This is a genomic window from Sphingobium sp. EM0848 (assembly GCF_013375555.1).
GTDB lineage: Bacteria > Pseudomonadota > Alphaproteobacteria > Sphingomonadales > Sphingomonadaceae > Sphingobium.
On record NZ_JABXWB010000005.1, the window covers coordinates 978,089 to 1,003,607 of the forward strand.

23 protein-coding genes are annotated in these 25,519 nt (G+C 62.0%); 9 read left to right on the forward strand and 14 right to left on the reverse strand.

Features of this window, described 5'->3' with window-relative positions:
- The first annotated feature begins 44 nt into the window (after window positions 1-44).
- Window positions 45-908, forward strand: coding sequence for a formyl transferase (locus tag HUK73_RS22575; RefSeq protein ID WP_255326504.1), 864 nt, complete (start codon window positions 45-47; stop codon window positions 906-908).
- On the opposite strand, the gene HUK73_RS22580 is transcribed toward HUK73_RS22575, so the two are convergent.
- The 4 genes from HUK73_RS22580 to HUK73_RS22595 are packed head-to-tail and all read right to left on the reverse strand — an operon-like array spanning window position 877 to window position 5,247.
- Window positions 877-1,965, reverse strand: coding sequence for a glycosyltransferase family 4 protein (locus HUK73_RS22580; RefSeq protein WP_176594782.1), 1,089 nt, complete (start codon window positions 1,963-1,965; stop codon window positions 877-879). The genes HUK73_RS22575 and HUK73_RS22580 overlap by 32 nt on opposite strands.
- Complete coding sequence (locus tag HUK73_RS22585) at window positions 1,965-3,266, reverse strand: lipopolysaccharide biosynthesis protein (RefSeq protein WP_176594042.1); 1,302 nt, start codon at window positions 3,264-3,266, stop codon at window positions 1,965-1,967. Before HUK73_RS22585 ends, HUK73_RS22580 begins: the two co-directional genes overlap by 1 nt.
- Window positions 3,263-4,054, reverse strand: coding sequence for a glycosyltransferase family 2 protein (locus HUK73_RS22590; protein ID WP_176594043.1), 792 nt, complete (start codon window positions 4,052-4,054; stop codon window positions 3,263-3,265). The genes HUK73_RS22585 and HUK73_RS22590 overlap by 4 nt, the downstream gene beginning before the upstream one ends.
- A complete protein-coding gene (locus tag HUK73_RS22595) occupies window positions 4,051-5,247 on the reverse strand; it encodes a hypothetical protein (protein ID WP_176594044.1) in 1,197 nt (398 codons plus the stop codon). Before HUK73_RS22595 ends, HUK73_RS22590 begins: the two co-directional genes overlap by 4 nt.
- Before the next feature lie 175 nt (window positions 5,248-5,422).
- Here HUK73_RS22595 and HUK73_RS22600 point away from each other — a divergent pair, with 175 nt between their 5' ends.
- Window positions 5,423-5,569 (forward strand): lmo0937 family membrane protein, encoded by a 147-nt coding sequence (locus HUK73_RS22600; RefSeq protein WP_176594045.1) that lies wholly within the window; start codon window positions 5,423-5,425, stop codon window positions 5,567-5,569.
- Window positions 5,570-5,656: 87 nt separating this feature from the next.
- On the opposite strand, the gene HUK73_RS22605 is transcribed toward HUK73_RS22600, so the two are convergent.
- Both HUK73_RS22605 and HUK73_RS22610 read right to left on the reverse strand, forming a co-directional pair.
- The gene (locus HUK73_RS22605; RefSeq protein WP_176594046.1) at window positions 5,657-8,194 is read right to left on the reverse strand and encodes a TonB-dependent receptor; all 2,538 of its coding nucleotides are present in this window, start codon (window positions 8,192-8,194) and stop codon (window positions 5,657-5,659) included.
- A 325-nt stretch (window positions 8,195-8,519) separates the two neighbouring features.
- The gene (locus HUK73_RS22610) at window positions 8,520-8,690 is read right to left on the reverse strand and encodes a hypothetical protein (protein WP_176594047.1); all 171 of its coding nucleotides are present in this window, start codon (window positions 8,688-8,690) and stop codon (window positions 8,520-8,522) included.
- A 354-nt stretch (window positions 8,691-9,044) separates the two neighbouring features.
- Between HUK73_RS22610 and HUK73_RS22615 the strand changes: the two genes are divergently transcribed.
- The gene (locus tag HUK73_RS22615) at window positions 9,045-10,580 is read left to right on the forward strand and encodes a helix-turn-helix domain-containing protein (RefSeq protein ID WP_176594048.1); all 1,536 of its coding nucleotides are present in this window, start codon (window positions 9,045-9,047) and stop codon (window positions 10,578-10,580) included.
- On the opposite strand, the gene HUK73_RS22620 is transcribed toward HUK73_RS22615, so the two are convergent.
- The gene (locus tag HUK73_RS22620) at window positions 10,571-11,821 is read right to left on the reverse strand and encodes an MFS transporter (protein ID WP_176594049.1); all 1,251 of its coding nucleotides are present in this window, start codon (window positions 11,819-11,821) and stop codon (window positions 10,571-10,573) included. The two genes, HUK73_RS22615 and HUK73_RS22620, sit on opposite strands and share 10 nt — an antisense overlap.
- Entirely contained in the window at window positions 11,818-13,449 is a 1,632-nt protein-coding gene (locus tag HUK73_RS22625) for a thiamine pyrophosphate-binding protein (protein ID WP_176594050.1), read from the reverse strand. Before HUK73_RS22625 ends, HUK73_RS22620 begins: the two co-directional genes overlap by 4 nt.
- A gap of 464 nt (window positions 13,450-13,913) precedes the next feature.
- Here HUK73_RS22625 and HUK73_RS22630 point away from each other — a divergent pair, with 464 nt between their 5' ends.
- Both HUK73_RS22630 and HUK73_RS22635 read left to right on the forward strand, forming a co-directional pair.
- Window positions 13,914-14,822, forward strand: coding sequence for a TauD/TfdA family dioxygenase (locus HUK73_RS22630; protein WP_176594051.1), 909 nt, complete (start codon window positions 13,914-13,916; stop codon window positions 14,820-14,822).
- 94 nt (window positions 14,823-14,916) lie between these two features.
- Window positions 14,917-15,792 carry a helix-turn-helix transcriptional regulator gene (locus HUK73_RS22635; RefSeq protein WP_176594052.1) on the forward strand — a complete coding sequence of 292 codons (876 nt, stop codon included), beginning with the start codon at window positions 14,917-14,919 and terminating at the stop codon, window positions 15,790-15,792.
- Window positions 15,793-15,810: 18 nt separating this feature from the next.
- On the opposite strand, the gene HUK73_RS22640 is transcribed toward HUK73_RS22635, so the two are convergent.
- The 4 genes from HUK73_RS22640 to HUK73_RS22655 all read right to left on the reverse strand — a co-directional run bounded on the left by HUK73_RS22640 (window position 15,811) and on the right by HUK73_RS22655 (window position 19,279).
- Entirely contained in the window at window positions 15,811-16,611 is an 801-nt protein-coding gene (locus HUK73_RS22640; protein WP_176594053.1) for a nuclear transport factor 2 family protein, read from the reverse strand.
- A 28-nt stretch (window positions 16,612-16,639) separates the two neighbouring features.
- Entirely contained in the window at window positions 16,640-18,232 is a 1,593-nt protein-coding gene (locus tag HUK73_RS22645) for a GMC family oxidoreductase (protein ID WP_218036691.1), read from the reverse strand.
- Between the two features lie 181 nt (window positions 18,233-18,413).
- Window positions 18,414-18,737, reverse strand: coding sequence for a hypothetical protein (locus HUK73_RS22650; protein ID WP_176594054.1), 324 nt, complete (start codon window positions 18,735-18,737; stop codon window positions 18,414-18,416).
- Between the two features lie 89 nt (window positions 18,738-18,826).
- Window positions 18,827-19,279 carry a hypothetical protein gene (locus tag HUK73_RS22655; protein WP_176594055.1) on the reverse strand — a complete coding sequence of 151 codons (453 nt, stop codon included), beginning with the start codon at window positions 19,277-19,279 and terminating at the stop codon, window positions 18,827-18,829.
- Between the two features lie 79 nt (window positions 19,280-19,358).
- Here HUK73_RS22655 and HUK73_RS22660 point away from each other — a divergent pair, with 79 nt between their 5' ends.
- The 3 genes from HUK73_RS22660 (at window position 19,359) to HUK73_RS22670 (ending at window position 21,835) form a co-directional block, all read left to right on the forward strand.
- Window positions 19,359-20,036, forward strand: coding sequence for a spermidine synthase (locus HUK73_RS22660; protein WP_176594056.1), 678 nt, complete (start codon window positions 19,359-19,361; stop codon window positions 20,034-20,036).
- 85 nt (window positions 20,037-20,121) lie between these two features.
- Entirely contained in the window at window positions 20,122-21,273 is a 1,152-nt protein-coding gene (locus HUK73_RS22665; protein WP_176594784.1) for a cupin domain-containing protein, read from the forward strand.
- A 7-nt stretch (window positions 21,274-21,280) separates the two neighbouring features.
- Window positions 21,281-21,835, forward strand: a complete 555-nt coding sequence (locus HUK73_RS22670; RefSeq protein WP_176594057.1) for a pseudouridine synthase — start codon at window positions 21,281-21,283, stop codon at window positions 21,833-21,835.
- A 6-nt stretch (window positions 21,836-21,841) separates the two neighbouring features.
- Here the strand turns inward: HUK73_RS22670 and HUK73_RS22675 are convergent, their stop codons facing one another.
- Both HUK73_RS22675 and HUK73_RS22680 read right to left on the reverse strand, forming a co-directional pair.
- Complete coding sequence (locus HUK73_RS22675; protein ID WP_176594058.1) at window positions 21,842-22,525, reverse strand: pentapeptide repeat-containing protein; 684 nt, start codon at window positions 22,523-22,525, stop codon at window positions 21,842-21,844.
- Between the two features lie 55 nt (window positions 22,526-22,580).
- Complete coding sequence (locus HUK73_RS22680) at window positions 22,581-24,119, reverse strand: right-handed parallel beta-helix repeat-containing protein (RefSeq protein ID WP_176594059.1); 1,539 nt, start codon at window positions 24,117-24,119, stop codon at window positions 22,581-22,583.
- A 386-nt stretch (window positions 24,120-24,505) separates the two neighbouring features.
- Here HUK73_RS22680 and HUK73_RS22685 point away from each other — a divergent pair, with 386 nt between their 5' ends.
- Window positions 24,506-25,459, forward strand: coding sequence for a cation diffusion facilitator family transporter (locus tag HUK73_RS22685; protein ID WP_176594060.1), 954 nt, complete (start codon window positions 24,506-24,508; stop codon window positions 25,457-25,459).
- Window positions 25,460-25,519 lie beyond the last annotated feature (60 nt).

Here is a 25,519-nt window from a genome sequence, read left to right on the forward strand (position 1 = left end):
GGTCGCACATCATGCCCCGGCGCAAGGACATATGGCGGTGCGCCATGGCACGCTACCCGATTGGTGACATCGTCGCCGCCGGTGGCATTGGGCCCGATATCCAGTGGCTGGGTGAGGAGCCTGAATTCACCTTTCTCGCTGATCCCTTTGGCTGGCGGGATGATGCCGGAAGGCTGCATGTCTTTGCCGAACAATATGATTATCGAACGCGGCATGGCATCATCGAAGCGCTGATGTTCGATGAGGCGATGCAGCTCGTCGAGCGCTGTCCCTGTCTGATCGAGGACTGGCATCTTTCCTATCCTCAGGTCTTTTCCGGGGAGGGCGCGATGTGGATGTTGCCGGAGGCACATCGCTCGGGCGGGCTGACGCTCTATCGGGATCATGGCGGTTTACGCGACTGGCGGCCGGAATGCCGGATCGAACTGGATTGCGTGCCGGTGGATGCCAGCATCCTGTGGCATGAGGGGCGGTGGTGGCTTTTCTATTCGCCTGCCGATAGCAAATTGTCCAAACAGGCGCATCTGCATGTCGCCTGGGCTGAAAGCCTTTGTGGTCCGTACAGGCCGCATCCGGGCAATCCCGTGCGGGTGGATCGGGCTTCGGCGCGGCCCGGCGGCGCGCCGGTCGTCATCGGGGACAGGATCATGTTGCCGGTACAGGATTGCTGCACGACCTATGGCGGGGCTATCCGGCCGCTCTGGATCGATCGGCTGGACGAAGGGAATTTCGCGACCGTGGCAGGGGAGCCGCTGGCTTTGCCGGTTTCAGCGGGCGCGTATCGCGCGGGGATGCACACATTGGCCGCATGCGGGGACATCACGCTGTTCGACGTGAAGCGGGTCGACACGTCGTTGCGTGGGCTGGGGGTCGATATCAGGCGGATGCTTGGCGGATACGCTCCATGATTGCCGTCCCGGTGGCCGCGAAGCGGTCCCAGGAGAAGCGCTCCAGCATATCGGCGCGGGCGGCCTGTCCCATTTGCGCAAGTCTTTTCGGGGCGGATAGAAGCCTGGCGAGGGCATCGGCCAGTGCGTCGATGTCGGCGGCAGGCACTGTCAGCCCGGTGACCTGCTGACGGATGGAATAGGGCAGTTCGCCCACGGCCGATGCAATAACCGGAAGGCCCGCGGTCAACGCTTCATGCGCAGCGATGCAGAAGCCTTCGGACCGGGAAGGCTGAAGATAGAGGTGCAGGGTCGAGAGGAATTGGTGGGGCGCGGGCTCGAAGCCGGTAAAGTGTAGGTTGTCGAGTCCTGCCTGGCGCCCGAGTTCTTCCAGACGGGTGCGTTCCGCGCCGTCACCGGCTATGCGGATGTCGAACGGAACGGGGGGCGCGAAGCCTTTGGCCCTCAGCCGGGCGAGGGCGGCGATCAGCACGTCATAGCCCTTGACCGGGTGCAGCCGTCCCAGGCTGCCGATGCGGAGGGGCGTGCCCGGCTGCCATGCGTGGGCCTGCGGCAGGGCGGCGTCGGCGGCGAAGATCGGCCAGCAGACAAGGCGGTCCTGCGGCACGGCAAGGCGCTGGGCCGTGAGGGTCGTCACCAAGCGGGAATCGCCGATCCATAGCATCGCCCGTTTCTGGAGCAGCCGCATCAGGCGGCGGTTCCATGGCTTCAGATAGGCGGCATGTTGCCAGCTTATGACGGGAAGGCCCAGCCGGGGTCCGAGGATCAGGCCAAGGATGGTCGCGCGGCTGAGCGAGGTCCAGATATGGGTGGCGCCCCAGTCTGTGATGGAGCGTTGCAGCCAGTGGGCAGCGGCGAGATGGTCGGTGAGGCCGCCTTCGCGCACCAGTGGATCGAGGCCCGCGTCGACCATCGCCGGCAGGCCCCGGCGGTCGCGGGGGGTGAGGGCGAAGACACGGACTTCGGCACCGGCTTCGCGCAGAATGCGGGTGATGGCGGGAACGGGCTGGGACGCGCCGCCGCCCTCCACCGAGTTGATGACATAGGCGATCCGCATCATCGGGCCAGGCTGCATCGCCAGACGAGGCCCGCGAGCAGGGCGCTGGCCAGCAGGGCCTGACATATGGCCTGCACGCCCGCGCCCATCAGGCCCGCATGGTTCAGCAGCCAGGGCAGGAGCGGCAGGAAGATCAGGCTGGCGAAGAGGTTGGCGCTCATCGACAGGGCGGGATAGCCCATGGCGGACAGGGCGGAACTGCAAGGCGGCCCGACGACCGCGATCATGCGCGCGGCGATCAGCACGACCATGACGCTGCCGGCCGCCTTGAAGGCAGGGCCCGCCAGCAACGTGACGATCGGTGTCGGGAACAGCGCGGCGACGATCGTGACCGGGGCCGCGGCGGCAAGCGCGATGCCGATTACCCTGCGCAGCGTGCGGCGCAGCGGCGCACCGCCTTCGCCCGCCGCGACCATGCGGGCGAGTTCGGCATAGGCGGTGTTGCCCAGGATCTGCGCGGGCTGGGCGATGATGACGGTGGCGCGCTGAGCGACGGCGAACAGCCCCGCCATGGCCGGTCCCAGCACCCAGCCGACGATCAGCGGCGCGACCCGGCCTGCCAGTTCGCTCAGGGTGACATCGGCATTGCTGGCGACCAGAAAGCGCCAGATACCGGGATTATCCATGCTTGCGCTGCCGGGCTGGGGGCGGCGTAGTATCCCGCCGAGGCGACGGTGCGCGAACCAAAGACCCATGCCCCAGAGGACGGCGAACTCCGCCAGCGCGGCGATCAGCCAGGCGGCGAGGAAGCCTTTCAATCCCCAGCCCATCAGCCATGCCAGCGACGCGCCGATCAGCCGCACGATCGGCTGGACCATATTATGCAGGCCGATCAGGTCGAAACGGCCGATCAGTTGCAGATAGCCCGCCGGCGCCGACCGTACCGATCCCAGCACCGCGAAGCTGTAGGGAATGGCGAAGGCCACCGTTTCGGGCGGCCAGCCCAGGCGTGGTCCCACGAAAGGGGCGAGGGCCATGGTCACGAGGATTGCCACCGCGCCCCCGGTCAGTTCGACCGCAGTACCGAAACGCAGCAGGCGGGCGAGCCGGTGCGGCGCGTCCTCTTCCCCGGCTTCGGCGCCGTAGCGGACGATCGCCTGCCACGCCGGGAATTCGACGATGCCGCAGACCGCCGTGACATAGCCGTGGACCAGCACCAATATGCCATAATCCCGCGGACCCAGCGCCCGCGCCGCGATGACAAGATAGACAAGACTGATCAACCCGGCCCCGGCCTTCCCGCCAAGCACCAGTCCCAGTCCCTTGAATATACGTCCGGCCGTTCCTTCGTTCTGCGTCATGAAGCAGATGCAGACCAGTCTTTTGTGCGCAGGGCAATGCCCATGCTGTTGCGGGCCGCCAGTCTCCGGCTCAGAAAGCGGTAGAAATACCAGTCCAACGCCCGTCGCGGCATATAACGGTAGAGCAGACGTTCCGCCCGCGTCCAGCTGACCGATGCGCGGCTGGCGCGGCGGTTGGACGGGAAACAGACATGGTCGGGATGATAGAGGACGGGACCATGGCGCATCACCCGGTGGACGATTTCATGATCCTCCAGCACATAGGGCCAGCGTTCCGCGTCGAAACCGCCGGCGGCCCGTAGCGCTTGCGTGCGGAAGGCCTGGGCATAGCCCCCGGCATGGCATTTGCTGGGAAAGCGCCGGCTCTTGCGCATGATGAAGGCGGCGCGTCGGATGGATTCGGGTGAAAGCGGTGGCGCATAAAGGTCTATGGCCATGACCGCTGCCGCATCGTGGCGCTGGTCGAACAGGGCGACGATCCGTTTCACATAGTCCGCTGGGTAATAGGTGTCGGCATCGCAGATCGCGACCAGCGGCGTTTCGGTCCGGGAAAGGCCCGACGCCATGGCATGGATCTTGCCAGGTTTCGGGCATGCGATCAGGGACGCGCGATCGCCCAGCGGAGCGGCATGGGCCGCTGCTTCGGCATGGCCTTCATCGGTCGATCCATTGTCGACCAGCAGCAGGCGGAATCGTGGGTCGCTCTGGGCGACGAGGCTGTCGATCGTGGGACCGATCCACCCCTGTTCGTTGAAAAAGGGCAGGACGATCGTCAGCAGCGCCGTCATGCCGCCTGGACCGTCGGGCGGGCATTGCGGCTGGCGCGCCTGCGTTCCGCAAGGGCGGCGATGACTTCTGCGGCGCGTTCCGACGAAGGGCGGCCGTCAAGATCGAAACTCTCCGCGAAGAGCCGTTCCTGCACGGCGCGATATTTGTCCCGATGCAGGTCGTTCGCCCGATCCAGCGCTTCGCCGAGCTGGTCGGGATGGGTGATCACTTCCCCCGCCTGCCAATGCGCGAAATTGGGGTCGCCCTGCCATGAGGTGCCATGGCTGTCGAGGAAGATGCAGGGGCGGGATTGCAGCAGGAATTCATAGACCTGGCTGCTCGCGTCGCCGAGATAGATGTCAGCCGCCATCGTGTAGCTCATATCCGTCGAAGCCCGGCTTCCCAGATCGAAATGGATATTGTCGCCGTGCAGATAGCGGTTTTCGATGGTCCCGGCACGATTGACGGTCAGCCGGTCGATGGTGAGGACGAAAGGGCGCTCGAACAGCATGACATGCGGCGCGAAGATCAGTTCGCGTTCGTCATGGCGTCCGAAATGGTCCAGCACTGCCCTGCCATGGCGATACCAGGAGGACAGATGTGGTGACACATGGGGATTGTAGAGCACCACCGGCCGCTCACCGATGGAATGATAGGTTCGTCCTGTCTGGCGGACCATGTCGAATTTTGGATAGCCGACGATGCTGATCGTTTCGGGATCGACCCCGGCCTCCACGATCAGACGGCGGCGGATTTTTCCGCCCGAACAGAGCACATGGTCGAACCGTGCGCTCGCCGGGTCGAAGCCGATGGCTCGATCGCCCGCGCCATGGCGGGTATGGACCATGAACAGATTGTCGAGACCATAGCGGGTCTTGAGCAGCAGAGAGGTCTTTTCCGCCACGACCAGCATGTCGAGGCTGCGAAAGAAATTCAGATTATCACGATAGAGCAGCAGCTTTCCGGCGGGGATCAGGCCGCCCAGCAACCCGGTGATCCGCTTCGACCGGGCAGCCAGCTTCAACTCGACATGCTGGATGGCCGAGCCCAGCAGCGGTCCCGCCAGCCGCTTTACCTCCGCCGCCAGCCGGTCGTTGGCCGTGGCGACGATAATTTCCCCATCGAATCCGCCTTTTGCGAGCGCCATGGCGATGGGCAGGCTGTGGGCAACCTGATGAATCTGGTCATGGTTGAACAGGAATCCGATGCGCATGAGGAACGGACGTCACGCGCGCCACGTCACCTCAGTCGCATTTGCGGGCAAGGGAAAAAATTTTCTTCATTGCGCGCTGGACCTTGCAACCGGCGGGTGCAGTGGCCGATTGGAGGAGGGCAGGGAAACGCGCGCCGCTTCCAGCCATTTTGGCATCATGCTCCTTCCCTAGGAGTTGCGGACCCTGTTTCTTATTCTTCTGGTCATCTGGGTGCTTGGAGCCTTTATCGTGCCTGTTGGCGGCAGTCTCATTCACCTGTTGCTTGTTCTGGCCCTGATCGTTCTGATCTACCAGTTGGTCGCGGGTCGCCGCGTCCCGTAGCGCCTCTGGACATCAGGCAGCGGGTCTGATTGTGAAGCCTGTTCAAGTTCGCGCCCCTCTCACGCGCTGGAGAGGGGCGCCATCCTGTCAGTTGCCGAAGTTATACCGCAAGCGGATGCCGTACATACGCGGTTCGCCGAAGATCTGCGACTGGGAACCGACCTGATTGTACACGCCGCTGTTCGACATGAAATATTGCTTGTTGAGCAGATTGGTTCCGAAGACCGACACGTCCAGGTCCGTACCCATGGCCTTTTTCCAGTCCAATGAGGCGGACAGGAGGCCGTAGGACGGCAGCTTGGCACCCGGTTCCCAGGTCACGTTCGTGCCGCGGAACTTTTCGAGCTGATTGCCGGCCTGTTGCCGACTGGACGTCCAGGCATAGCTGACGAACAGGCTGACATTTCCGACATTATCCGGCGTCGGCAGCGCAAGGCGGCCATAAACAGAGAAGATGTCGGGTGCCAGATACTGCAGAGGAATGCAGCGCAGGTCCGGGGTGGTTGTCTTCGCGAAATTGTTCGAAGTGGTGGAGTTGCAATCCCAGACCGGTTGGGGCGCTGTATAGGTGAAGGATTTGTAATGCGCGTCGATGTGACTGTAGTTTCCGCCGATTTCAAGTGCATCGACGGGCTTGAACATAGCTTCTATTTCGACACCGCGGATCACCGCCTTGGCAGTACTCAACGTAGCTGCACCACTTTGACGGGTGGTGGGATTGAAGTCCGCCAGGCCGCGCTGGATCTGGCTGTAATCCATGTTGAAGCCGTTGACGTTCAGGCGAACCGGGCGATTTGCGACCCGGAAGTCGGACTTGAAGCCCGCTTCCCAGTCGGTCACATATTCGGGACCGAATTGCGTGAATTGCAGGTTGACCGCATAGGCATTGAAGCCGCCCGCCTTATATCCGCGCGAAACCTTGGCGTAGAGCATCAGATTGTCGATCGGGCGATAGTCAAGACCGATCGTCCAGTTCGGCGCTGAACTCTTCAGATGGCCTTCATACCGGCAACCGCGCGTGGCGGCGGTAATGGAGTTTTCGACGTTGGCGCGTGCTACCGACACGCCATCGAACGAACATCTGACATTATCGGGGCCGGACCCCGGATATATGGCGGGGTTAAAGCCGACGGTAAAACCATCGATCTGGTCCCAGGTATAGCGGTAACCTGCCGTCAGGCGCAGACGATCGAGTGCGGGAGCAAAGGCCCCGAAATCGAGTGTGGCCTGCGCGAAAAGCGCCTTCGATTCGTTGGTCACGCCGACCTCGCGGTCGCCGGCACAGAGCAGGGAGCCGGCTTCGCCCGGCAGGGCGCATACGGTCGTCCCGTAATAATGCATCATGCCACCCGGCGTCTGCTTGGAATAGAAACCGCCCAGCGTATAGGTCAGCTTCTTGTCCAGCGCTTCGCCCTGAAGTTGCAGTTCCTCCGTGAACAGCTTGAAGTAATCTTTCGGTGCAGTACGGCTCAGCGAGGTCACGCCGGTGTCATTGATATTGATGATCGTGCCGTCTTGGTCGCTCGCATAAGAGGATTTGAGCGAAGCATAGCTGATGATGTTGCGCAGCTTCAGTCCGTCAGCCAGGCCAATATCGGTGCTGTTGCTGATGCCCCAGGTTTCGACCTTGGCGAAATCGTCAAGGCCATGGGCGACGGTGCGGATGCCGCGCGCCTGCTGATCGGCAATCAACTTGCGAAAGGCGTTGCAATTGGGATCGGCATTGGCCCCGCTGGTCGGGCAGAAATTGAGGCTCGGGACGCCGAAGGAACTGAACCCCTGAAGCAGCGGATAGTTGAAGGCGATCGGCACGATGCCGGTGCCGTTCGTGCTCGAATAGCCGTAATAGGCCATGGTATAGTTAGTGATGGCCTCGATCGGCTGCCATTCGACGCCGATGCGGCCCATGCGCCAATGTTCGTTGTCGCGATCCTTGTTCCACTGGATATCGTGGGTATAGCCGTCGCGATCGCGCGAGGCGCCGACGAGGCGGACCCGCAAGGTGTCCGTGAGCGGCAGGTTCAGCACGCCTTCGAACTCAGTCATATTGTAATTGCCGAAGGCCCCGGAGAGATGGCCTTCCAGCTTGTCGGTGGGGCGTGCCGCCGTCAGCAGGACCGCGCCGCCAGTGGTGTTGCGCCCGAACAGCGTGCCCTGCGCGCCTGAGAGAATCTGGACGTTCTGGAGGTCGACGAAGTTACCCGGTCCGCCCTGCTGGCTGAGGCTGAATGCTGTCGGCAGCGGCACTTCATTCAGATAGACGACCACGCCCGGCGAGCCCTGGAACGAAGCGCCCTGACCGCGAATGGCGGGCGCCATCACGTCACGGGCAGCCTGGCCGTTTGGTGCGATGATAAGGGAAGGGACCTGGCTCTGCAGCCCTTGCAGGTTGGTGATGCTGCGCTCGCGCAAGCCTTCGGACGAAACGGCGGTGATGGCGATCGGCACGGTTTGCGACCGTTCTTCACGGCGCTGGGCTGTCACGATAATCTCTGCCAGGCCTGTTTCCCTGGAAACAGCCTGATCGCTTTCCTGGGCGGCCATTGCGACCAGCGGTTCGAAGCCCATCAAGGCGCTGCCTGCCAGCAATGCCAGACGCAATACGGGCTTTTTCGCGAATTTCATCGTCCATCCCCTCCTGTTCAACGTCTTATTGTGCTTCCGGTAACATGTGATGTGGCAGTTTTCTGCCTGACATGTCTCACCTGCGCCGGAACGTCGTCATATGAAAACCCGACTCTCGGTCGACAATTTTCTCTAACACATATCGCGTATAAATATAATTCATGATTTACGCAAATCATTTTTATGGTGTCCAGCTTACTTTGATATGCGTATAAAATTTCGCCGAAAAAAAGCAGTTCCCTGTTTTTTGAGGCGCTTCTCGGGGTCGCGGGGGGGGGGGTAACTCAGCCTGCCGCGGTGAGAAAATCCTGATCCTCGATCCTTCTCACGGCATGCAGGCGCCGCTGCCGACGGGCACGAGCTGTCCGGTAATGCCGTTCAACGCGCCGGAGGCCGGGAACATGGCGAGATTGGCGATGTCCTCCGGTTTGCCCAGTCGCTTGATCAGCAGGTTGTTCAAGTTCAACAGTGCGCCATCCTCCAGCGCCGTCTGCATGCCTTCGGATGTGTCCATGGTTCGCCGAACATCGCTGCCATCGTTATGGGCAAGGTCAACATCGGCGTCATTCCACCCCCTCATTATCTTGTCGGACCCGATCGATTTTATCGCTTTGGTCCGAATCATCCATTTTGATGGTGCGATGTTACGGGTCGCAATCGCAGCTTACATCATCCAGAATGACTACGCAAAAATTTAAGGTGGACGGTTGTATTTTCTCAGAATCGTAAGAATCATGCCTATTGGGCACGAATCATAAGGCAGCGGCCCATCGGCGCTCGTCGGCTGAGTTATAAATACCAGTCATATGCGCGAGTGCAGGGATTGGATCGCGGTGGAGGCTATGTCGGCATGGCAAAGGGGATCAAGATCAGCGACAGCGAACGGGAAAGCCTCAGGAAGATCGTCAATTCCCCTATATCCTCCGCCTCGCTCGTCCAGCGTTCCAAAATCATATTGGCGTCCGGTGTTCCGGACGCGTCCTCCACGGATATTGCGCGGCAATATGGTGCGTCGGTGGCAACTGTTCGTCGTTGGCAGAAGCAGTTTTCAGAACACAGAATTAAAGGTCTGGCTGACGCACATCGCACTGGTGCTCCCCGTCAAATTGATGAAGTGGTCCGTAAGGAAATTTTCGATCTTCATACAGATGGCCTCGATACACGCGAAATCGCTCGGCATTGTGCCATAAGCCAAAGTTCTGTTTCCCGTATCATACGTCACATGACATCAAGCGTGGATTGTCATTCGGAGAATGCGGTATCTACGCCCGATATAGAGGCGCTGGTTCTGGAATTGTTCGAAAGTCTTGCGGATGAAACTCCCATGACCCGGTTCCTCAAGGCAATTCAGACTGTTACCCGATCTGATTATTGCACTTTGCTTACCTTTTCAAAAAACCGGAGAAAGCCGAATCTGGTATTGTCCGACGGACAACCGTGGAAAGGAACGGAAGATTATATCAATATATATCATACAAAGGAATTTCTTTCTTCGATTCCGGAGGGTGTAGTCGTTACCATCAGTGATTACTTCTCCCCTGAAGAAATCCATGAAAATGGATATTATCGGGAATATTTGAGTCGATATGGGGTGGAGCATATCCTTGGCGTAGACATTGGAACCATACGCGGGATATCCGGAAAATTTCGGCTGGCTCGCCACGGACAAAATGAAGACTTCGGACCTGAAGAGAGATCCCTTGTCAAATCCCTGATCCCCTATCTTCGGGCCGCCCTGAATCTCTTCGTGATGCGGGTTGATATGCAGGCAGAGAAAGACGCCCTGTCTGCCACCGTGTCGGGAATGTCCGTGGGGCGGATTTTGGTCGATCTGGACGGCCAGGTCCTGGAAGCCAATCCGCCTGCGCTGGCAATATTGGAGCAACGGGACGGTTTGTTCCTGAATGGCGACAGGCTGGTGCTGGATGAACCAAAAAAGTCCAAGCAGCTTTATGAGCTGATCCGGAAAAATGCGGAGGGCCAGTTGGAGCCCGGGACACGGGGGGCCGCGCGGGCGATGATGATCGATCGTCCGTCAGGACGGGAAAGCATCAGCCTGGTGGTCGGCTCTGGTTGCCAGGGGCGTCGACTCGCGATGCGGCAAACCGCGCTCATCCATCTTGTCGATCCGGCACAGCCCCGCATTTCCGTGATCGACGCCCTGATCCAGCTGTTTGGATTGACACCAACCGAAGCGAAGGTGGCACTGTCTCTCTCCAATGGGCATGCCATTGCTGAAACGGCGCAGGCCAGCGGGACGAGCAAGAACACGACCCGGTCCCATGTCCGCTCGATCTTTGCGAAAATGGGAATCAATCGTCAGTCGGATTTGATCAGGACGGTCCTCATCAGCGTCGCAATGCTGCCCATGCAGGATCACTCATAGGTACGCCAGCTTTCTGTTCTGACGGGCAGAATGGCGAGTGCGGCGAGCATGGCGGCGAGGCCGAATATCAGGAAGGCTGAACTATAGCTGTGGGTGCTGTCATAGGCATGACCGATAAAGCGCAGGGCGCTCAGCGTCAGGGGAATTTGGATGAGGGCCATCAACCCCATGACCGAACCATAGGATGCAACGCCGAAACGGATCGCAACAAACGCTGCCCAAAGAGGCGCGGACCCACCCACGGCGGCCCCTACGATCAATGAGGCGGCCATCAGGACGCCATAGCCTGGCTGAGCCAACAGGACGGTCAGGAATATCTCGGTCAGCACGGCAAGCGCGATCAGCAGCCAGCGAAGGTCGACGCGATCGGCCAGCGCGCCGATGGCGAGCTTGCCGAGGATCGCCGACCCGGAAATCGCTGATACCAGCATCGCGGCGGCCGGCACCGAAAATCCCCGATCCGTGCCATAGGCGACCAGGGACGCGAGCAGCGCCTGGTCGATACCGAAGAGCAGGCCGACGGAGAGGGTGATCAACCAGAAATCACGTGTGCGCCAAAGCATTCGCGCCGTCCACCGGGGCGTTTGCTGACCGCTGGCTACTGTTCCCGTCGCGGATCGATCGGGATTGAGGTCCTGGTCCCGCATGAGCAATAGGCCGAGACCGCCAACCAGCAGGCAGACGAGAAGGCCGAGCATGACCAGAGCGGCCCGCCAGCCGAACCGCTCGACCAACGCCGCCATCAACGGGAGTACCAGGAAGCCTCCTGCGGATGTCGCGACCGATACGATGCCCAGCGCCCTGCCACGCCCCTTATCGAACCAGCGGGAGGTCAGGGTCGACGCGGTCAGTGGACCCAGCATCGCGGTTCCGGTCGCCAGCAAAAGCAGCGTCGCGGCGCTCATGGCCCATAGCGACGTACTCAATGCGACGGCCATCGCCCCGCCGCCAAAGATCAGCGCCCCCAATGTCACCACCAGTCGGCTGGGAACCCGGTCGAGCATCCGCCCGATGAAGGGAGAGGATATCGCCATGCCGATGAGCAGCAGCATCAGGCCGATATTCACATCGGCGCGGGGCAGGCGATATTCTGCGGCAATCGGCTTTACCAGCAGTGCAAAGCCGTAGGAGGTGATGCCGATCACCAACATCTGCGCCACGAACAGGATCGCGACGACGACCCAGCCACAATATAGCGGCGCGCGCGCGGGTTGCGCGGCGATGTCCTTCGCGGCGGTCATAGCTGAAGCGGCACCATGGCGGTGATGTCGATTTCGATGAGGTTCGGGCCATCGCTGCGCATCGCTTGCGCAAAGGCGTCTTCGAACGCCTCCACGCTGTCGACCCGGCGGGAGGCGATCCCCATCGCGGCGCCGAGCGCGGCGAAGTCGGGCGTGTGCAAATCCACCGAGACATGGGGAGTTCCGGCCATCGTCTGTAAATATTTGAGACCGCCATAGCCCCGGTTGTTGAAGACCAGAACGGTCAGGGGGGCATGGGCTTCCACCGCCGTCGCCAGCTCAGCGATGTTGAGCATCACCCCGCCGTCGCCATGGAGGACGATCGTGCGCCGTCCGCTGCCGATCGCCGCCCCCAGTCCCAGGGGGAGCGCCGGGCCGATTGCAAGGCTGGTGCTGTAGGTGAAATGGCGGGGTCGGCGCGCGGGCAGGCGCATGCTGCCCCATGTGGTGCCGGTCATGGTCGCGTCGCAGACCACATTTCGCTCTTCGGGAGCCAGACGGTCGATGGCGTCGCAGATGCGGCTATGGTCGATGCCGATACGCCGCTCGGTTTCCGCCGCGAGATCGGCGCGCACTCGGGCCGCCAGAGCGAGATATTCAGGATCGTGCGCCCCGCCGTCGATGCGGCCGAGCAATGAAGCGACGCTGCGTTTCGCGTCCCCGACGATCCCGACCTCTGCCGGATAGTTCCGCCCCAATATGGTGGCGTCGACATCGATATGGACCAGCCGGGGCGGCATCGGGAGCGACCAGAACCAGGTCGAGACGGCCTGAAAGCGCGTGCCGATCGCCAGCACGGCGTCCGCCTGTTCCAACAGGCCACGGAAGGCGGGATAATGGGTCTGGCTGCCGACGAACAGGGGATCGTCGGTCGGCACGACGCCACGCCCGTTCAGCGAACTGACGACCGGCGCGCCGATCCTGGCGGCGAGTGCACGCACCTCCGCCGCCGCATCCGCGCTGACGCAGCCACCGCCGATCCAGATCAACGGGCGCTTCGCCGCGTTCAACAGCGCCGCCGCCCGGTCCAGCAGGGCCTCATCCGGCGCGATCCGGGGTTGTGCGGCAAAGGCCGGGCACATGTTGGCGACCGGCGCGGACAGCAGATCGGTCGGGATTTCGACGGCGCCCGGTTGCGGACGGCCCGTCAGGATATCGGTCGCGACCGACAGGATCGTATCGGCGATGCGGTGCCCGTGCATGACGCATTCGCTGCGGCGCGTGACGCTGCGCAGCATGGGGAGCTGGCTGTCGGCGTCATGGATGAAGCCACGGTTGCGGCCCACATGCACACGGTCGACCTGCGTGGTGATGAGCAGCACGGGCGAGGACGCGAAACCAGCCTCATAAAGGCCGTTCATCGCATTCGCGGTGCCTGGTCCGGTGCTGGCGATCACCACGCCCAGCTCGCCCGTGGCGCGCGCATAGCCATCGGCGGCATGGGCCGCTCCGGCTTCATTCCGCGCGCCGATCAGCCGAATGCGCCCGCGCCGCGCCAGGGCATCGTAGAGCGCCAGATTCTGCTGGCTGGGAATGCCGAAGACGGTACGGACGCCCAATGCTTCAAGCGCGGCGCAAACGGCGTCGCCGCCGGTCTGGATGGCGGAAATCGGAGAGCAGTCGTTCATTTATGACACCTGTTGAGGAAGTTGTGCGCCGATCAGGACATTCGCCTGATAAGATTTCGATCCGGTCCCGTCGCAGGCGAGTCCTCCCCTGATGACACGGTCAATCTTGAACATTGTTCCATCCTCTCCGTTGATATGTTGTTGGCGGAGAGACTGGCGCAAGTCCGATGACCCGTCATCGTTCATTTGCATGGAACGGATCGACTTTATCGACCCGCCAATCGTACAACGTCCGGCATGTGCGGATGGTCCGATGCGGCACGAACCATAAATCATCGCGCGTGGCATCCATGATACGTCTGGCAGGCGAAGAATGGAATATTATGGAAAGGGTAACGAAACCATGGTTCCGCTGCCTTCGGGGGTGATCGTCCTGATCGCTTCGGGCGTACCGACAGGCCCGCGGACGGGCTTCATGCAAATGGACGTAGGAGGATGGAAACGCCCATGTCAGGATGAGTGAAATGCAGAATGGAAAGGACAGCGACATGACGATCCGGACGAAGCCCCTGCCAACCATTGGCCAGGAGGTTCTGGATCTGGACCCTGGCGCGGGAATCGATGATGTCACGGCGCGCGATCTGGTCGATCTCTGGAGGGATGCGGGTGTCGTCCTGTTTCGCGGGGTGGGAACATCCCCTGAAACATTGCTCAAACTCAGCCGTTGCTTTGGCGAACTCGATCCGCACCCGATCGAAAGCTTTCGGATGCCGGATTATCCCGAATTGATTCTGTTGACCAACAAGGGGGGGCTGCGGGGGCCAGTCTATGCCTTTGATGGCGTGCCGACCTATGGGCGCATTCCCTGGCATACCGATCTCGCTTTTTCGGAAACACCAAATGCGGGTGCGCTTCTCAACATGGTCGAGAAGGCCAGCATCGGTGGTCAGACGGCGTGGCTCGACACGGAAAAAGCCTATGAGGCGCTGGATAGCGATCTTAAACAGAGGATCGAGGGGCTTGAGGCGCGATTCGAGTTTTGCGCCGACCTGGCAAAGATGAAATATTGCAATCCAAATGGCGTGCGCGTCGGTGAATCCAGCGCGAAATTCCCGGATTACCAACCGCTTGCCCGGCCGCTCGTCTGGAAACATCCCGACACCGGCCGCACGATCATGAATTTTTGCCCGCTCAACCTTCAGGGGATCGTCGGGCTGGACGACGCGGAGAATGACGCGCTGATCCAAAGGTTGATCGACGCGGTCATCCAGCCGCAATTCATCTACGAACATGCGTGGGAGGAAGGCGACATCATCCTGTGGGACAATTACCGCATGATGCACAGTGCGATGGGGCATCCGGTGGATGTGGTGCGCGTCGTTCATCGCACCACGCTGCGCGGCACGGCAAAGGCAGGACGGGTTCTGGCATAGGGACTGCCTCCTTCGGGGTCTCCATCCGTGGCAGTCTGAGCAGGGTCTTGTTCCGTGGCGCGCGTGCGGTTATCCTTGGTGCGTGACGCATAATATGATGATCGACCTGCGCGATACGCCGAACTGCGTAGTCCGCCCTTGGGCGGTTCTTGCCTGGATGGACAGTCCGGCGGCGTGGATCGAATTGCGCCGCTACGATCTGCCGCGTCCCAATGAGATGTGGGAACTGGATGACGCGCCGATCCTGTCCATCACCATGCCCCGTGCCGAGGGAACGGAGGGAGAGGTGATGTTCGACAGCGGCGACCGTCGCCATCATCGTGTCGGCCGCATGATGCTGCGTCCGGCGGGCATCGCCATGCATTCACGCGGCGACGGCGGGGTGCTCGACATTCTGACCTGCCGTTTCGATCCTGTGCTGTTTGCGGAGGCGACGGGGCTGAGCGACTGGGATTCGCGTTTGCTTGGCCAATGTGCGGCCCTGACGTCCGCCCCGATCCTGAGCCTTGCCGAAAAATTGCGCCATGAAACGGTGACGCGCGACTTCGGATCGGACATGGCGGTGGAGGCGCTGGTGCGCCTGTTGCTCATCGAAATCGGGCGGATGTTCCGTTCGACCCCGTTGCGGTCGCGGGGACAAGCGGCCCTTGCGTCCTGGCAGATCACCCGGGTCGAGGAAGCGCTGCGCAACAGCGACGGGGCCTGGCCGACGACGGAGGATCTGGCGGTGCTTTGCCGTATCAGCCGGTCCCATTTGTCGCGGTCTTTCGCTGCGACCACGGGCCGGTCGCTGGCCGATCATGCTGCCGCCATCCGGTTGGAACGGGCGCAGGACATGATCCGCCTGGACAAACTGCCGATGGCGCGTATCGCGGAAACACTGGGTTTTGCGACGGCCAGTGCCTTCAGCGCGACCTTCCGCCGCGCCACCGGCTATACGCCGCGCCAGTTCCGGCAGAGCCTGAGCTGAATGAGGGCACCAATCCGGTCAGCCATCCCCATGGATGATCGCCAGCTCGCCCGTCTGCGCAGCCCATAAGGCGTCCCTGCGCACGATCCGCCAGCCTTCCGGTCGCCGTTCCCATTGGTCGACATATTCGCCGTTGGAATCGAAGACGGGGCCGTATGGATCGCTGGGCCGCTGATGCCGTGCCTGGACATAGGCGCGGCTGGTCGCACGGTCCCCTTCCACATCGACCAACAGGCTGCCGATCAGATGCTGCGTCCCGCCGCAACCATCGAGAAAGCGGCGCATGTTCACCGTCAGCGCGACCATGCCCTGCTGTTCCCCGCCCGCGCCATAGTCAAAGCGGATGTCCTGGGCGAAAACGTCGCCCAGACGGTCCCACTGCTTGTCGTCGAGGATGCGGGCGAAGCGCGAGAGGCCGCGCGTGATTTCCCTTTCGTCCAGCAGTGCCTGCGGGGTGGGGGAAGGGGATAATGCGCCGCCCTGTTCGTCCACCACGAACATGCGCGTCGCCTGACGTTCGAAGAGGTTTTCCTCATCTTCGGCGATCTGCCGCGCGATGTCCGGCTCCGCCGACTTCGCCACGAAACGGTCATAAGCCGTGCGATCGGCGAAGCGAATCTCGGTGATGACATCGAAATCGAGCGGCGCGGCGTCGGGGGAGGCAAAGGCGCCTTCCAGATCCACATAATTGCGCCGATAATCGGCAATGCCCGGCAACAGGCGGCGGATCAGCGGCGCATGCCGGGTCTCATAATAATGAACGAAGGCTTCCTGGGAGAGGCCGGATTTGCGTTTCAGCAGGGCGATGCATTTGAACATGGGCGATCCTCTTCCGTAACGGGTGTCATCATCCTGTCAGGATCATGTCGGCGGCTTTTTCCGCCACCATCATCGTTGGTACATTGGTGTTGCCGCCCGGCACGCGGGGCATGACGGAGGCGTCGACCACGCGCAGCCCGGCTACGCCATGCACCCGAAGCTGCGGATCGACCACCGCCATGGGGTCGTGGCCCATGCGGCAGGTGCCCACCGAATGGATGTCCGAAATGGCCGTCTGCCGCAAATAGGCATCCAGTTCCTCATCCGACCGGATGTCGGCGCCGGGCGCCAGTTCCTCTCCCCGGAACGGATCGAACGGACTTTGCGCGAAGATGTCGCGAACGGCGCGGATCGCTGCCCTGCCCATCGCCATGTCCTGGGCCGTGGACAGAATATTGGGATCGATGGCAAGCGGCGCGCCGGCATCCGGACCGGTCAGTCTGATCTCTCCCACGCTTTCGGGGTTCAGCAGGTCGATATGCGCGAAATACCCATGCTGCATGATGAGCTTGCGGCCCATGGCTTCATACAGGGCCATGGCGAAATGCACCTTCACATCAGGAACGTCGGCGCCCGGCATGGTCCGAAGATAGGCGCCGACCTCCGCCGGTGGATTGGCGAGCGGGCCTCGGCGGAACAGCAGGAAATTCGCAACCCCCTTCGCCGCGACCAGCGGATGGAAGAAGTTGAACATGGAAATGGGCTGGGTGCAGGCCTGCTTTACGGTGACGGCGACATGATCGCGATAATTCTGACCGACGCCTGGCAGGTGATGCGCGACGGTAACGCCATGCGCACGCAGATGCTCCCCATCGCCTATGCCCGACAGCATCAGGATATGCGGCGAATGGATCGCGCCTGCGGACAGGATCACTTCGCGCGTGGCTCTCGCTTCCTCGATTTTGCCCTTGCGGCGCCAGACGACGCCCTGGGCGCGGCCTTCCTCGATCAGGACGCGCTCGACATGGGCATCGGTCACGACATGCAGATTGGGCCGGCTACGCGCGGGCGTCAGATAGGCGCGTGCGGAACTCCAGCGCCGCCCGTCCGCCGCCGTGACATCGGCGGGAAACACGCCTTCGCGCCGAGCGCCGCTGGGGTCGTCATTATAGGGCACATTGGCTGCGACGGCGGCATCACGGAAGGCGCGGGCCAGCGGGTGGACAATGCCGGGTCGGGTGACGCGCACCGGGCCGCCGGTCCCGTGGAAGTCCATTTCGCCGCCGGGGGCGAAATCTTCCAGCTTTCTGAAGTAGGGCAGCACGTCCTCATAGCTCCAGCCCTCATTGCCGAGCTGGCGCCAGCCGTCATAATCGCGCGCCGCGCCCCGATCGTAGACCATGCCGTTGATGGAGGATGATCCGCCCAGCACCTTGCCGCGCGGCGTATAGACCTGCCGCCCTTCGGCGTGGCGTTGTGGCACGCTGACGTGCATCCACTGGAACATGCCCCGATACATGATCGGCAGCAGGCCGCCCGGCGCGTGGATGAAGATGCTGCGGTCCTGTCGACCCGCCTCGATCAGCAGAACGCGGTTCCGCGGATCGGCCGAGAGCCGGTTGGCGAGCACGCAACCTGCAGACCCCGCGCCCGCGATGATGAAATCATAGCTGTCGATCATCGTCTCTCCGATATGTCGAAGAGGGATGGCTGGCGCCTATAGTCCATATCCCCTCCATGCGTACTGAATCCATCAGTATGCTATGCAGGTCAATATGATTATGCCGACAGGGGTATTAAATTCGTATGATTTTGCGTTGGGGAGGGCGTTGAGTTATGGTTTTCAACGCCCAAAAATTCCCTCAATTATCGCAATATTCCCAGCGCCCGGCATTGCAGGCCGCCACCGCGCGACGCCATTCCGCCATTTTCCGGGCATAGTCGGCGCGGGCGTCGGCATAGGCCTCGCGATCCCTTTGCGGCACGCGGTAGGTCCGCATGTTTCTGGCGTCCCGCTGACGAACATAGGCCAGCTGCCGCTGATTCATCTGCTTGATCATGGCGCGATCGTGCGCGCGCGCCGCCGCGCTGCGCATGGTGGGATCATGCGGATCGTCGGCCAACGCCGCCGTCGGCAGGAACGACGCGGCCATTGCGATCGCGCAAACAAACGAACCAAGTTTCATGAACATTCGACCCCTTACGCCTTTTCCCCGCTATTCGCTTGCCCGCCGATGCAAGGCAATCGATTTGCGACGAACGGGGAGCGTGGCGTTCAGACGAATGAACCCAGGTAAAAATCCTTGAGGGCATGGGCATCGTGCAGGGCGTTGTGCGGCATCCGGCTGTTGGCGGCGGCACTGAATCCCGCGCCGTTGATGAGCTCCAGGCGAAGTCCGTTCAGGTCGATTATCTCGCCCGGACCCGTCGTGAGAAGAAGGCAGAAATGGGCCAGATCGTCCGGCCAATCCGCGATGATCACCGGATCGCGATCACTCGCCAGATAGGCTTCCAGATGCCGGGCCGCATCGATGCGGTTCAAATCATGGTCCACGCCCGGCGGCACGAAGCGCAGATAGGGAATCACATTCTTCTCCACCCAGGGATGGATATCGGCCGGGAGAGGGAGCGAGACGTAGAAGTCCTGGTCCCCATATTCGGGCACGAGCGCAAGGCTGATCAGGTCGCCGCCAAAACCATTGAATTCGGTATCGAGGAAATATCGCATCTTTCCTCCTTTGCCGCCGAGGCCCCTTGCCGTAAACCCCCGCCGGCGGCGGATGGACGCCGGATCAAGAGAAAGTGATATGCAGGCGCGCGAATTTATCGGATCGGCCCAGGTGCCCGGCGGGGCGGAGCTTACCCTCTATCGTCGCGGCGGCGACTTCATGATCGTGCTGGACGGCAATGAGTTGATGAGCAGCCGGATGAGCGGATCGGAGGAGGCGCTGGCCCATCTTAGCTGCGAACGGCTGCGCGGCCGTGCACGGCCGCATCTGCTGATCGGCGGCTATGGCATGGGCTTCACGCTGCGCGCCGCGCTGGCTGCGCTTGGCGTGGACGGGCAGGTCACCGTCGCGGAACTGGTGCCGGAAATCGTCGACTGGGCGCGCGGGCCGATGGCGGAGCTGATGGCTGGATGCCTGGACGATCCGCGCGTGCGCCTGTTGCAAGCGGATGTCGCGGACGTGATCGGCGCCGGAAAGGGGACTTATGACGCGATTCTCCTTGATGTGGACAATGGACCTGATGGGCTGGTGCGTCAGGCGAACGACCGCCTCTATTCGGCGCAGGGCATTGCGGCGGCCATAGCGGCGCTCAAGCCCGGCGGAATATTGGCGATATGGTCCGCAGCGCCGGACGCGGCCTTTGCCCGCCGCCTTTCCCGCGCCGGTCTGGCCGTCGACGAGGTGGTCGTGCGCGCCCGCAGCAACGGCAAGGGACCCCGGCACATCATCTGGTTCGCCACCCGGCGCGGGGGCTGACGCCCATTTTTGACTCCGTTATCCAATAGGGGCAATGCAGCGGGCGCTGGCGAAAGCTGTGGTTCCCCATGCGTTGCAGGACATGATGCAGATTGACGATTTCGACATCGACCTTTTCCTTCGCGATCAGTGGCAGAAGCGGCCCGCCCTGATCCGCAATCCGTGGAAATCATGGGTCAACCCGCTCACCCCCGAAGAGCTTGCGGGTCTGGCCTGCGAGGACGATGTCGAATCGCGATTGATCGAGCAGGTGGGCGATAGCTGGACGCTGGCGCATGGGCCGTTCGCCGCCGCCCGATTTGCGAAGCTGGGCAAACAGCCATGGACGCTGCTGGTTCAGGCAGTGGATCATCATGTGCCGGACGTCACCGCGCTTATCGAGCCATTCCGGTTCGTGCCCAATTGGCGGATCGACGATGTGATGGTCAGCTACGCCACGGATGGCGGCGGCGTGGGGCCGCATTTCGACCAATATGACGTGTTCCTGCTTCAGGGGCTGGGCAAGCGCTGCTGGCGGGTGGGGCCGCGCTGCGACGAATCGACCCCGTTGCGACCGCATGACGATCTTCGCCTGCTTGCGGGCTTCGAGGCGACGGACGAGTGGGTGCTGGAACCGGGCGACATATTATATGTGCCGCCCGGTTTCGCCCATGATGGCGTTGCGGTGGGCGACGATTGCATGACCTATTCGATCGGCTTCCGCGCGCCCTCGCGGAGCGAGTTGATCGCGGACTGGTGCGATCATGTCGTCGAACAGATGCAGGATGACGACCGTTACGCCGATCCGGATTTGCAGGTACAGGCCAATCCCGGCGAAATTGCCCCATCGGCGCTTGACCGGCTGCACGCGATGATCGCGGAGAAAATGCTGGACCGCGATGCGTTCGCGCGCTGGTTCGGTACCTATAACAGCGTCCGCAAATATCCGGAAATCGACTGGCAGCCTGACGAACCGATCGACATGGCCGATCTGCGCGATTTCCTTGCCGCGCGCACGCCATTGTGCCGCAATCCGGCGAGCCGTTTTTCCTTCATCCGGCGGGGCGAAAATGCGGTCCTGCTGTTCGTCGACGGCCAGGGTTTCGAATGCTCGGGCGAAACAGCGTTGCTGGCCGAAGCGCTTTGCGCCGGGGATCGCCTGCAACCGGCGTCCGACCTTGCCCATTCACCGGCGGCGCTGACCTTGCTGGCCGCGCTGCTCGATCAGGGCAACCTGGCTTTCGAGCAGGAGGATTGAGGCTGGCATGACGCGGCTGATCCTGTTCAACAAGCCCTATGGGGTCATCACCCAGTTCACAGATGCACGTTCTCCCACCGTTCGGCCGACCTTGTCCGACTATATCGACGTGCCGTGCGTCTATCCCGCGGGGCGGCTCGATCTGGACAGCGAGGGGCTGTTGCTGCTGACCGATGACGGACGGTTGCAGGCGCGCGTCGCCGATCCGAAATTCAAGATGCCCAAAACCTATCTCGTCCAGGTGGAAGGCGACCCGCAGGAGGCCGCGCTGGATCAGCTGAGGCGCGGTGTCCGGCTGAAGGACGGCATGACGCGCCCCGCCGAAGTGGAGTCCATCGCTCCCCCGTCGCTCTGGCCCCGTGATCCTCCGGTCCGTTTTCGCAAGACCGTGCCGGATGGCTGGATCAGGCTGACGATCAGGGAAGGGCGCAACCGGCAGGTCCGCAGGATGACCGCCGCAGTCGGCCTTCCGACGCTCAGGCTGGTGCGGTGGAGCATCGGGGACTGGACGATAGCGGGCATCCAGCCTGGCGAGTGGCGGGACGCTCCCCCCAATCGGTGAGCCGTTTCACCGGATGTTGAGACCCAGTTCGCTGAGAAGCTGGGCTGCCTGCTCGCGGGAAATGGTGGCGCCGCGGAAGGGGCTGGCGTCGACAAGGCGAAGGCCGCCAAGATCCGCTCCCCGCAGATCGGCGCTGTCGAAGCGGCATCCGTGCATATTCGCTTCGCGCAGGCTGCATTCGGCGAAACTCGCCTGACGGAAATCGCATTTGCGCAGATCGGCCTGCGAGAAGTCCACGCGTTTCAGCACGGCGCGCCGAAAGGAAAGGCCGGGCAGCTTGGCGTTGATGAGCAGCGTTTCCTCGAAATGAAGGTCTATCGCCCGCACTTCGGTGAGGTCGGCGCCGGTAAGCTTGCATTGATCGAACCGCGCGGCTTCGAGCAGGGCGCGCTTGAAAGACGCATTGTTGAGATCGCTGGCGATGAACACCGTTTCGCTGAAATCACATCCAGTGAAATTGGCAAAGGGCGCCCGGCAGGATTGCCAATGCGAGCGTTCAAGCCTGGCGCCCTTGAAATCCGCTTTCCGCAGATTGCATCGCTGGAAAGACCATCCCGACAGGTCGAGACCCGACAGATCCGCCTCCTCAAGATCGCAGTCGAAGAGCGAATGCGGGCCGCGCAACGCAACGAAATCGTCGCGGGTTAATGTTCGATCGCTAACCGATCGTTCGGCAGAATGGGCGTCCATGCCCCCGCCGTAGCGGATCAGTATCAATCGGTCCAACGGCGATGGCGGGCTGTTCCTATCGCCGCGCTTCGAAGATAGAATGGCGGCGCGGTTGTTGTAATAGGACCGGCGTTCCCAGCTCCCGTTGCAGCATGGCCAGCATCCAGGCCCGATGACGAACGAGAAAATCGGAGAATCCATCGGGCCTGGCGGGGTCAAAGGCCGGCACCTGCCAGTCCGAAGCCGGTTCCTCATAGGCGATGGAGGGCCGGCCAAGCCCATCGCTGGGCAGATCGACATGGCTGCCTAAATAGCTGTTCCGCTTGAAACGGATGGACCGGGCAGGGGCGAATCCGGCCTGGATCAGATAATCAGGGCCGTTTCGCCCGCTTTCGCGGCCATAGCGCGCCGTGCCCGCCACTTTGAAGCTGTTGCCGACGAAGCGGACCTTGTGCGCCCATCCGTCCCATTGCGTCGCGACCACCATCTGAATGTCCATCGCCTTGCCGACATGGATCACATTTTTTTCGATCAGCACGTCCGACACATTGCCGGAAAGCTGGAATATCCGCGTTCCGTCGTTCCGGCTGACATTGAACCGGGCCACCGTGCCGCGATTGCCGAGATTGTCCCTGCCGTCGCGCTGGGGCGAGCAGATCAGCAGGAAACCGCCCGCATTGTCATGGCTGTAATTATAGAGGAAGGTCGTCCGGCGCGAGTTGAAGTCGGAATCGAAACCCTGACCGTCATAGCGCGTGCGGGTAAAGGCGGCCTCGTTCAACTGGATCAAGCTGTTGTCGGTGCTCCACTGCCAGATCCCGGCATTGTAGCCGGGCGCCCTGCTGCCGGCGTAGCGGACGATATTATGTTCGATCAGCGCGCCGTCGGTTCCGCGCGGCACGATGCCGTCCCCGCCAATATCTTCCAGATAATTATCCCGGATGACGACTTTTCTGCTGGGAAACCAGCTCGGCAGGGAAACCCGGTCGCTGATACCGGCGATGCCCGAACGGTCGACGCGCCACAGGATGTTTCGCTCGATCGTCAGATCCTGGAAACGGGTTGCCCGATGCGTTCCGGTCGCGCGGAAAACGATCCCGCCATTATCCTTGCGGTCATTGGTGCCGCGAACATCGTGGACATAGATGTCGCTGATGCGGATGCCCCGTGTCACGCCCCGATTTTCGGCCGACACCAGCACGCCGATGCGGGATGCTGGCATGGGGGCGTTATTGGTGACCTCCAGCCCCTCCACCGTGACATGATCCGCGTCGATCACGCCGATCGCATAGGAAGAAACGCCGCCCGTCTCAATGCGCGGTCGGGGACCCTCGCCAGTTGCTGCGATGGTGATGGGCGATCCGGCCTTGCCCGACCGCTTGATCGTCAGCGGTTCCTTCCATACCGATCCCGCCGCCAGCAGGATGCGGTCGCCGGGCTGGAAAGGAAAATCGCCCAGATGCGCCAATGTGCGCCAGGGCTGGCTTTCGCTCGTGCCGCTGGATCGATCGTCGCCGCGATTGGCATCGACATAATAGGTTTCGGCATGGGCCTGCGCGACAAGGCCTGATGACAATAACAGCGCTGGAAGGGCGATGGCCCAGCCGGTCTTCACGTCGCAATCCTTTTGTGGGCGGTGCCGTTCCGCCCCGGACCGATATTTTATCAGTCGGTCGCGCCGGTCAACCGTTGCGCAGCGTCGAATTCAGCGGAAGAAGAAAAACCAGATGAGGATCACAAGAGGCAGGGGCACGCCCAGCAACCAGAGCAAACAACCTCTTCCCATGTGAAACCTCCTGATTATTGTCTGCTAAACCAACGCATAAGGCTGAAGCGGCGTTCCGCAGTGTCCTGCGTTTGCGTCATGACAAATCTCCTCTATGGTCCGGCAAACTCCTCTTGGGCGCGGGAGTTCTCTTCCGATGCGGAAAGGAGATATCTGATGACAGCGGCCATTTCGGCTATCCTTCCCGGCGCCAGTTTCTGCCGGGGATGAACGATATGGCGAAAACGGGTCGTCTTGCGCATGTCCGGAAAAATATCGTCCTTTATGGCGCGCTGCTGGCCAATGTCGGGATCGCGATCGCCAAATTCATTGCGGCGGCGCTGACCGGCTCATCCTCCATGCTGACGGAGGGGGTACATTCGCTGGTCGACAGCGGCAACCAGTTGCTGCTGCTCTACGGTCAGGCGCAGGCGAAGCGGCCCGCCGATGCCGCGCATCCCTTCGGCTACGGCCGCGAACTTTATTTCTGGGCCTTTGTCGTGGCGATCCTGATCTTCGCCGTGGGGGCGGGGGTGTCGGTCTATGAAGGCTGGGTCCATATCGAGCAGCCCGAGCCGCTTCGCGATCCGGGCGTGAACTATGTCGTTCTGGCCATTGCCTTTCTGCTCGAGGGCAGCAGCTGGACGATTGCGGTGCGGGAGTTTGGTCGCCAGCGGGGACCGAGTAGCTGGTGGCAATCCATCCGCCGGTCCAAGGACCCGGCTGGTTTCATCGTCCTGTTCGAGGATAGCGCGGCGCTGATCGGTCTGGTCTTCGCGGCGCTCGGGGTCTGGGCCAGCCATTATTTCGGGGACCCGCGGCTGGACGGCATTGCGTCCATCGCCATCGGGCTGGCGCTGGGCATGGTGGCGATATTGCTGGCGCGCGAGGCCAAGGGGTTGTTGATCGGGGAAAGCGCTGATGCGGGCATTATCGAGACCGTCTGGCGCCTGCTCGACCAGCGGCCGGAAATCACCGCCGTCAACCATATCCGCACCATCCATACCGCGCCCGATGCGGTGTTCGTGGCGATCAGCGCGGACTTTGCCGACGAGTTGCGCATGGGCCGGGCCGAAAGCCTGATCGAGGAGCTGGAAAGCGCCATGAAAGCGGCCATCCCCGAGCTCACCTCCATCTATATCCGCCCGGAAAAGCGGGAGGATGCGATCGTTCAGCCGCGACCATTCTGAGCGCTCTTGCCGTTGGGCGCAATGCTTGCGACAGTGCGACGCGCCCGTGGGGCAAGTTGA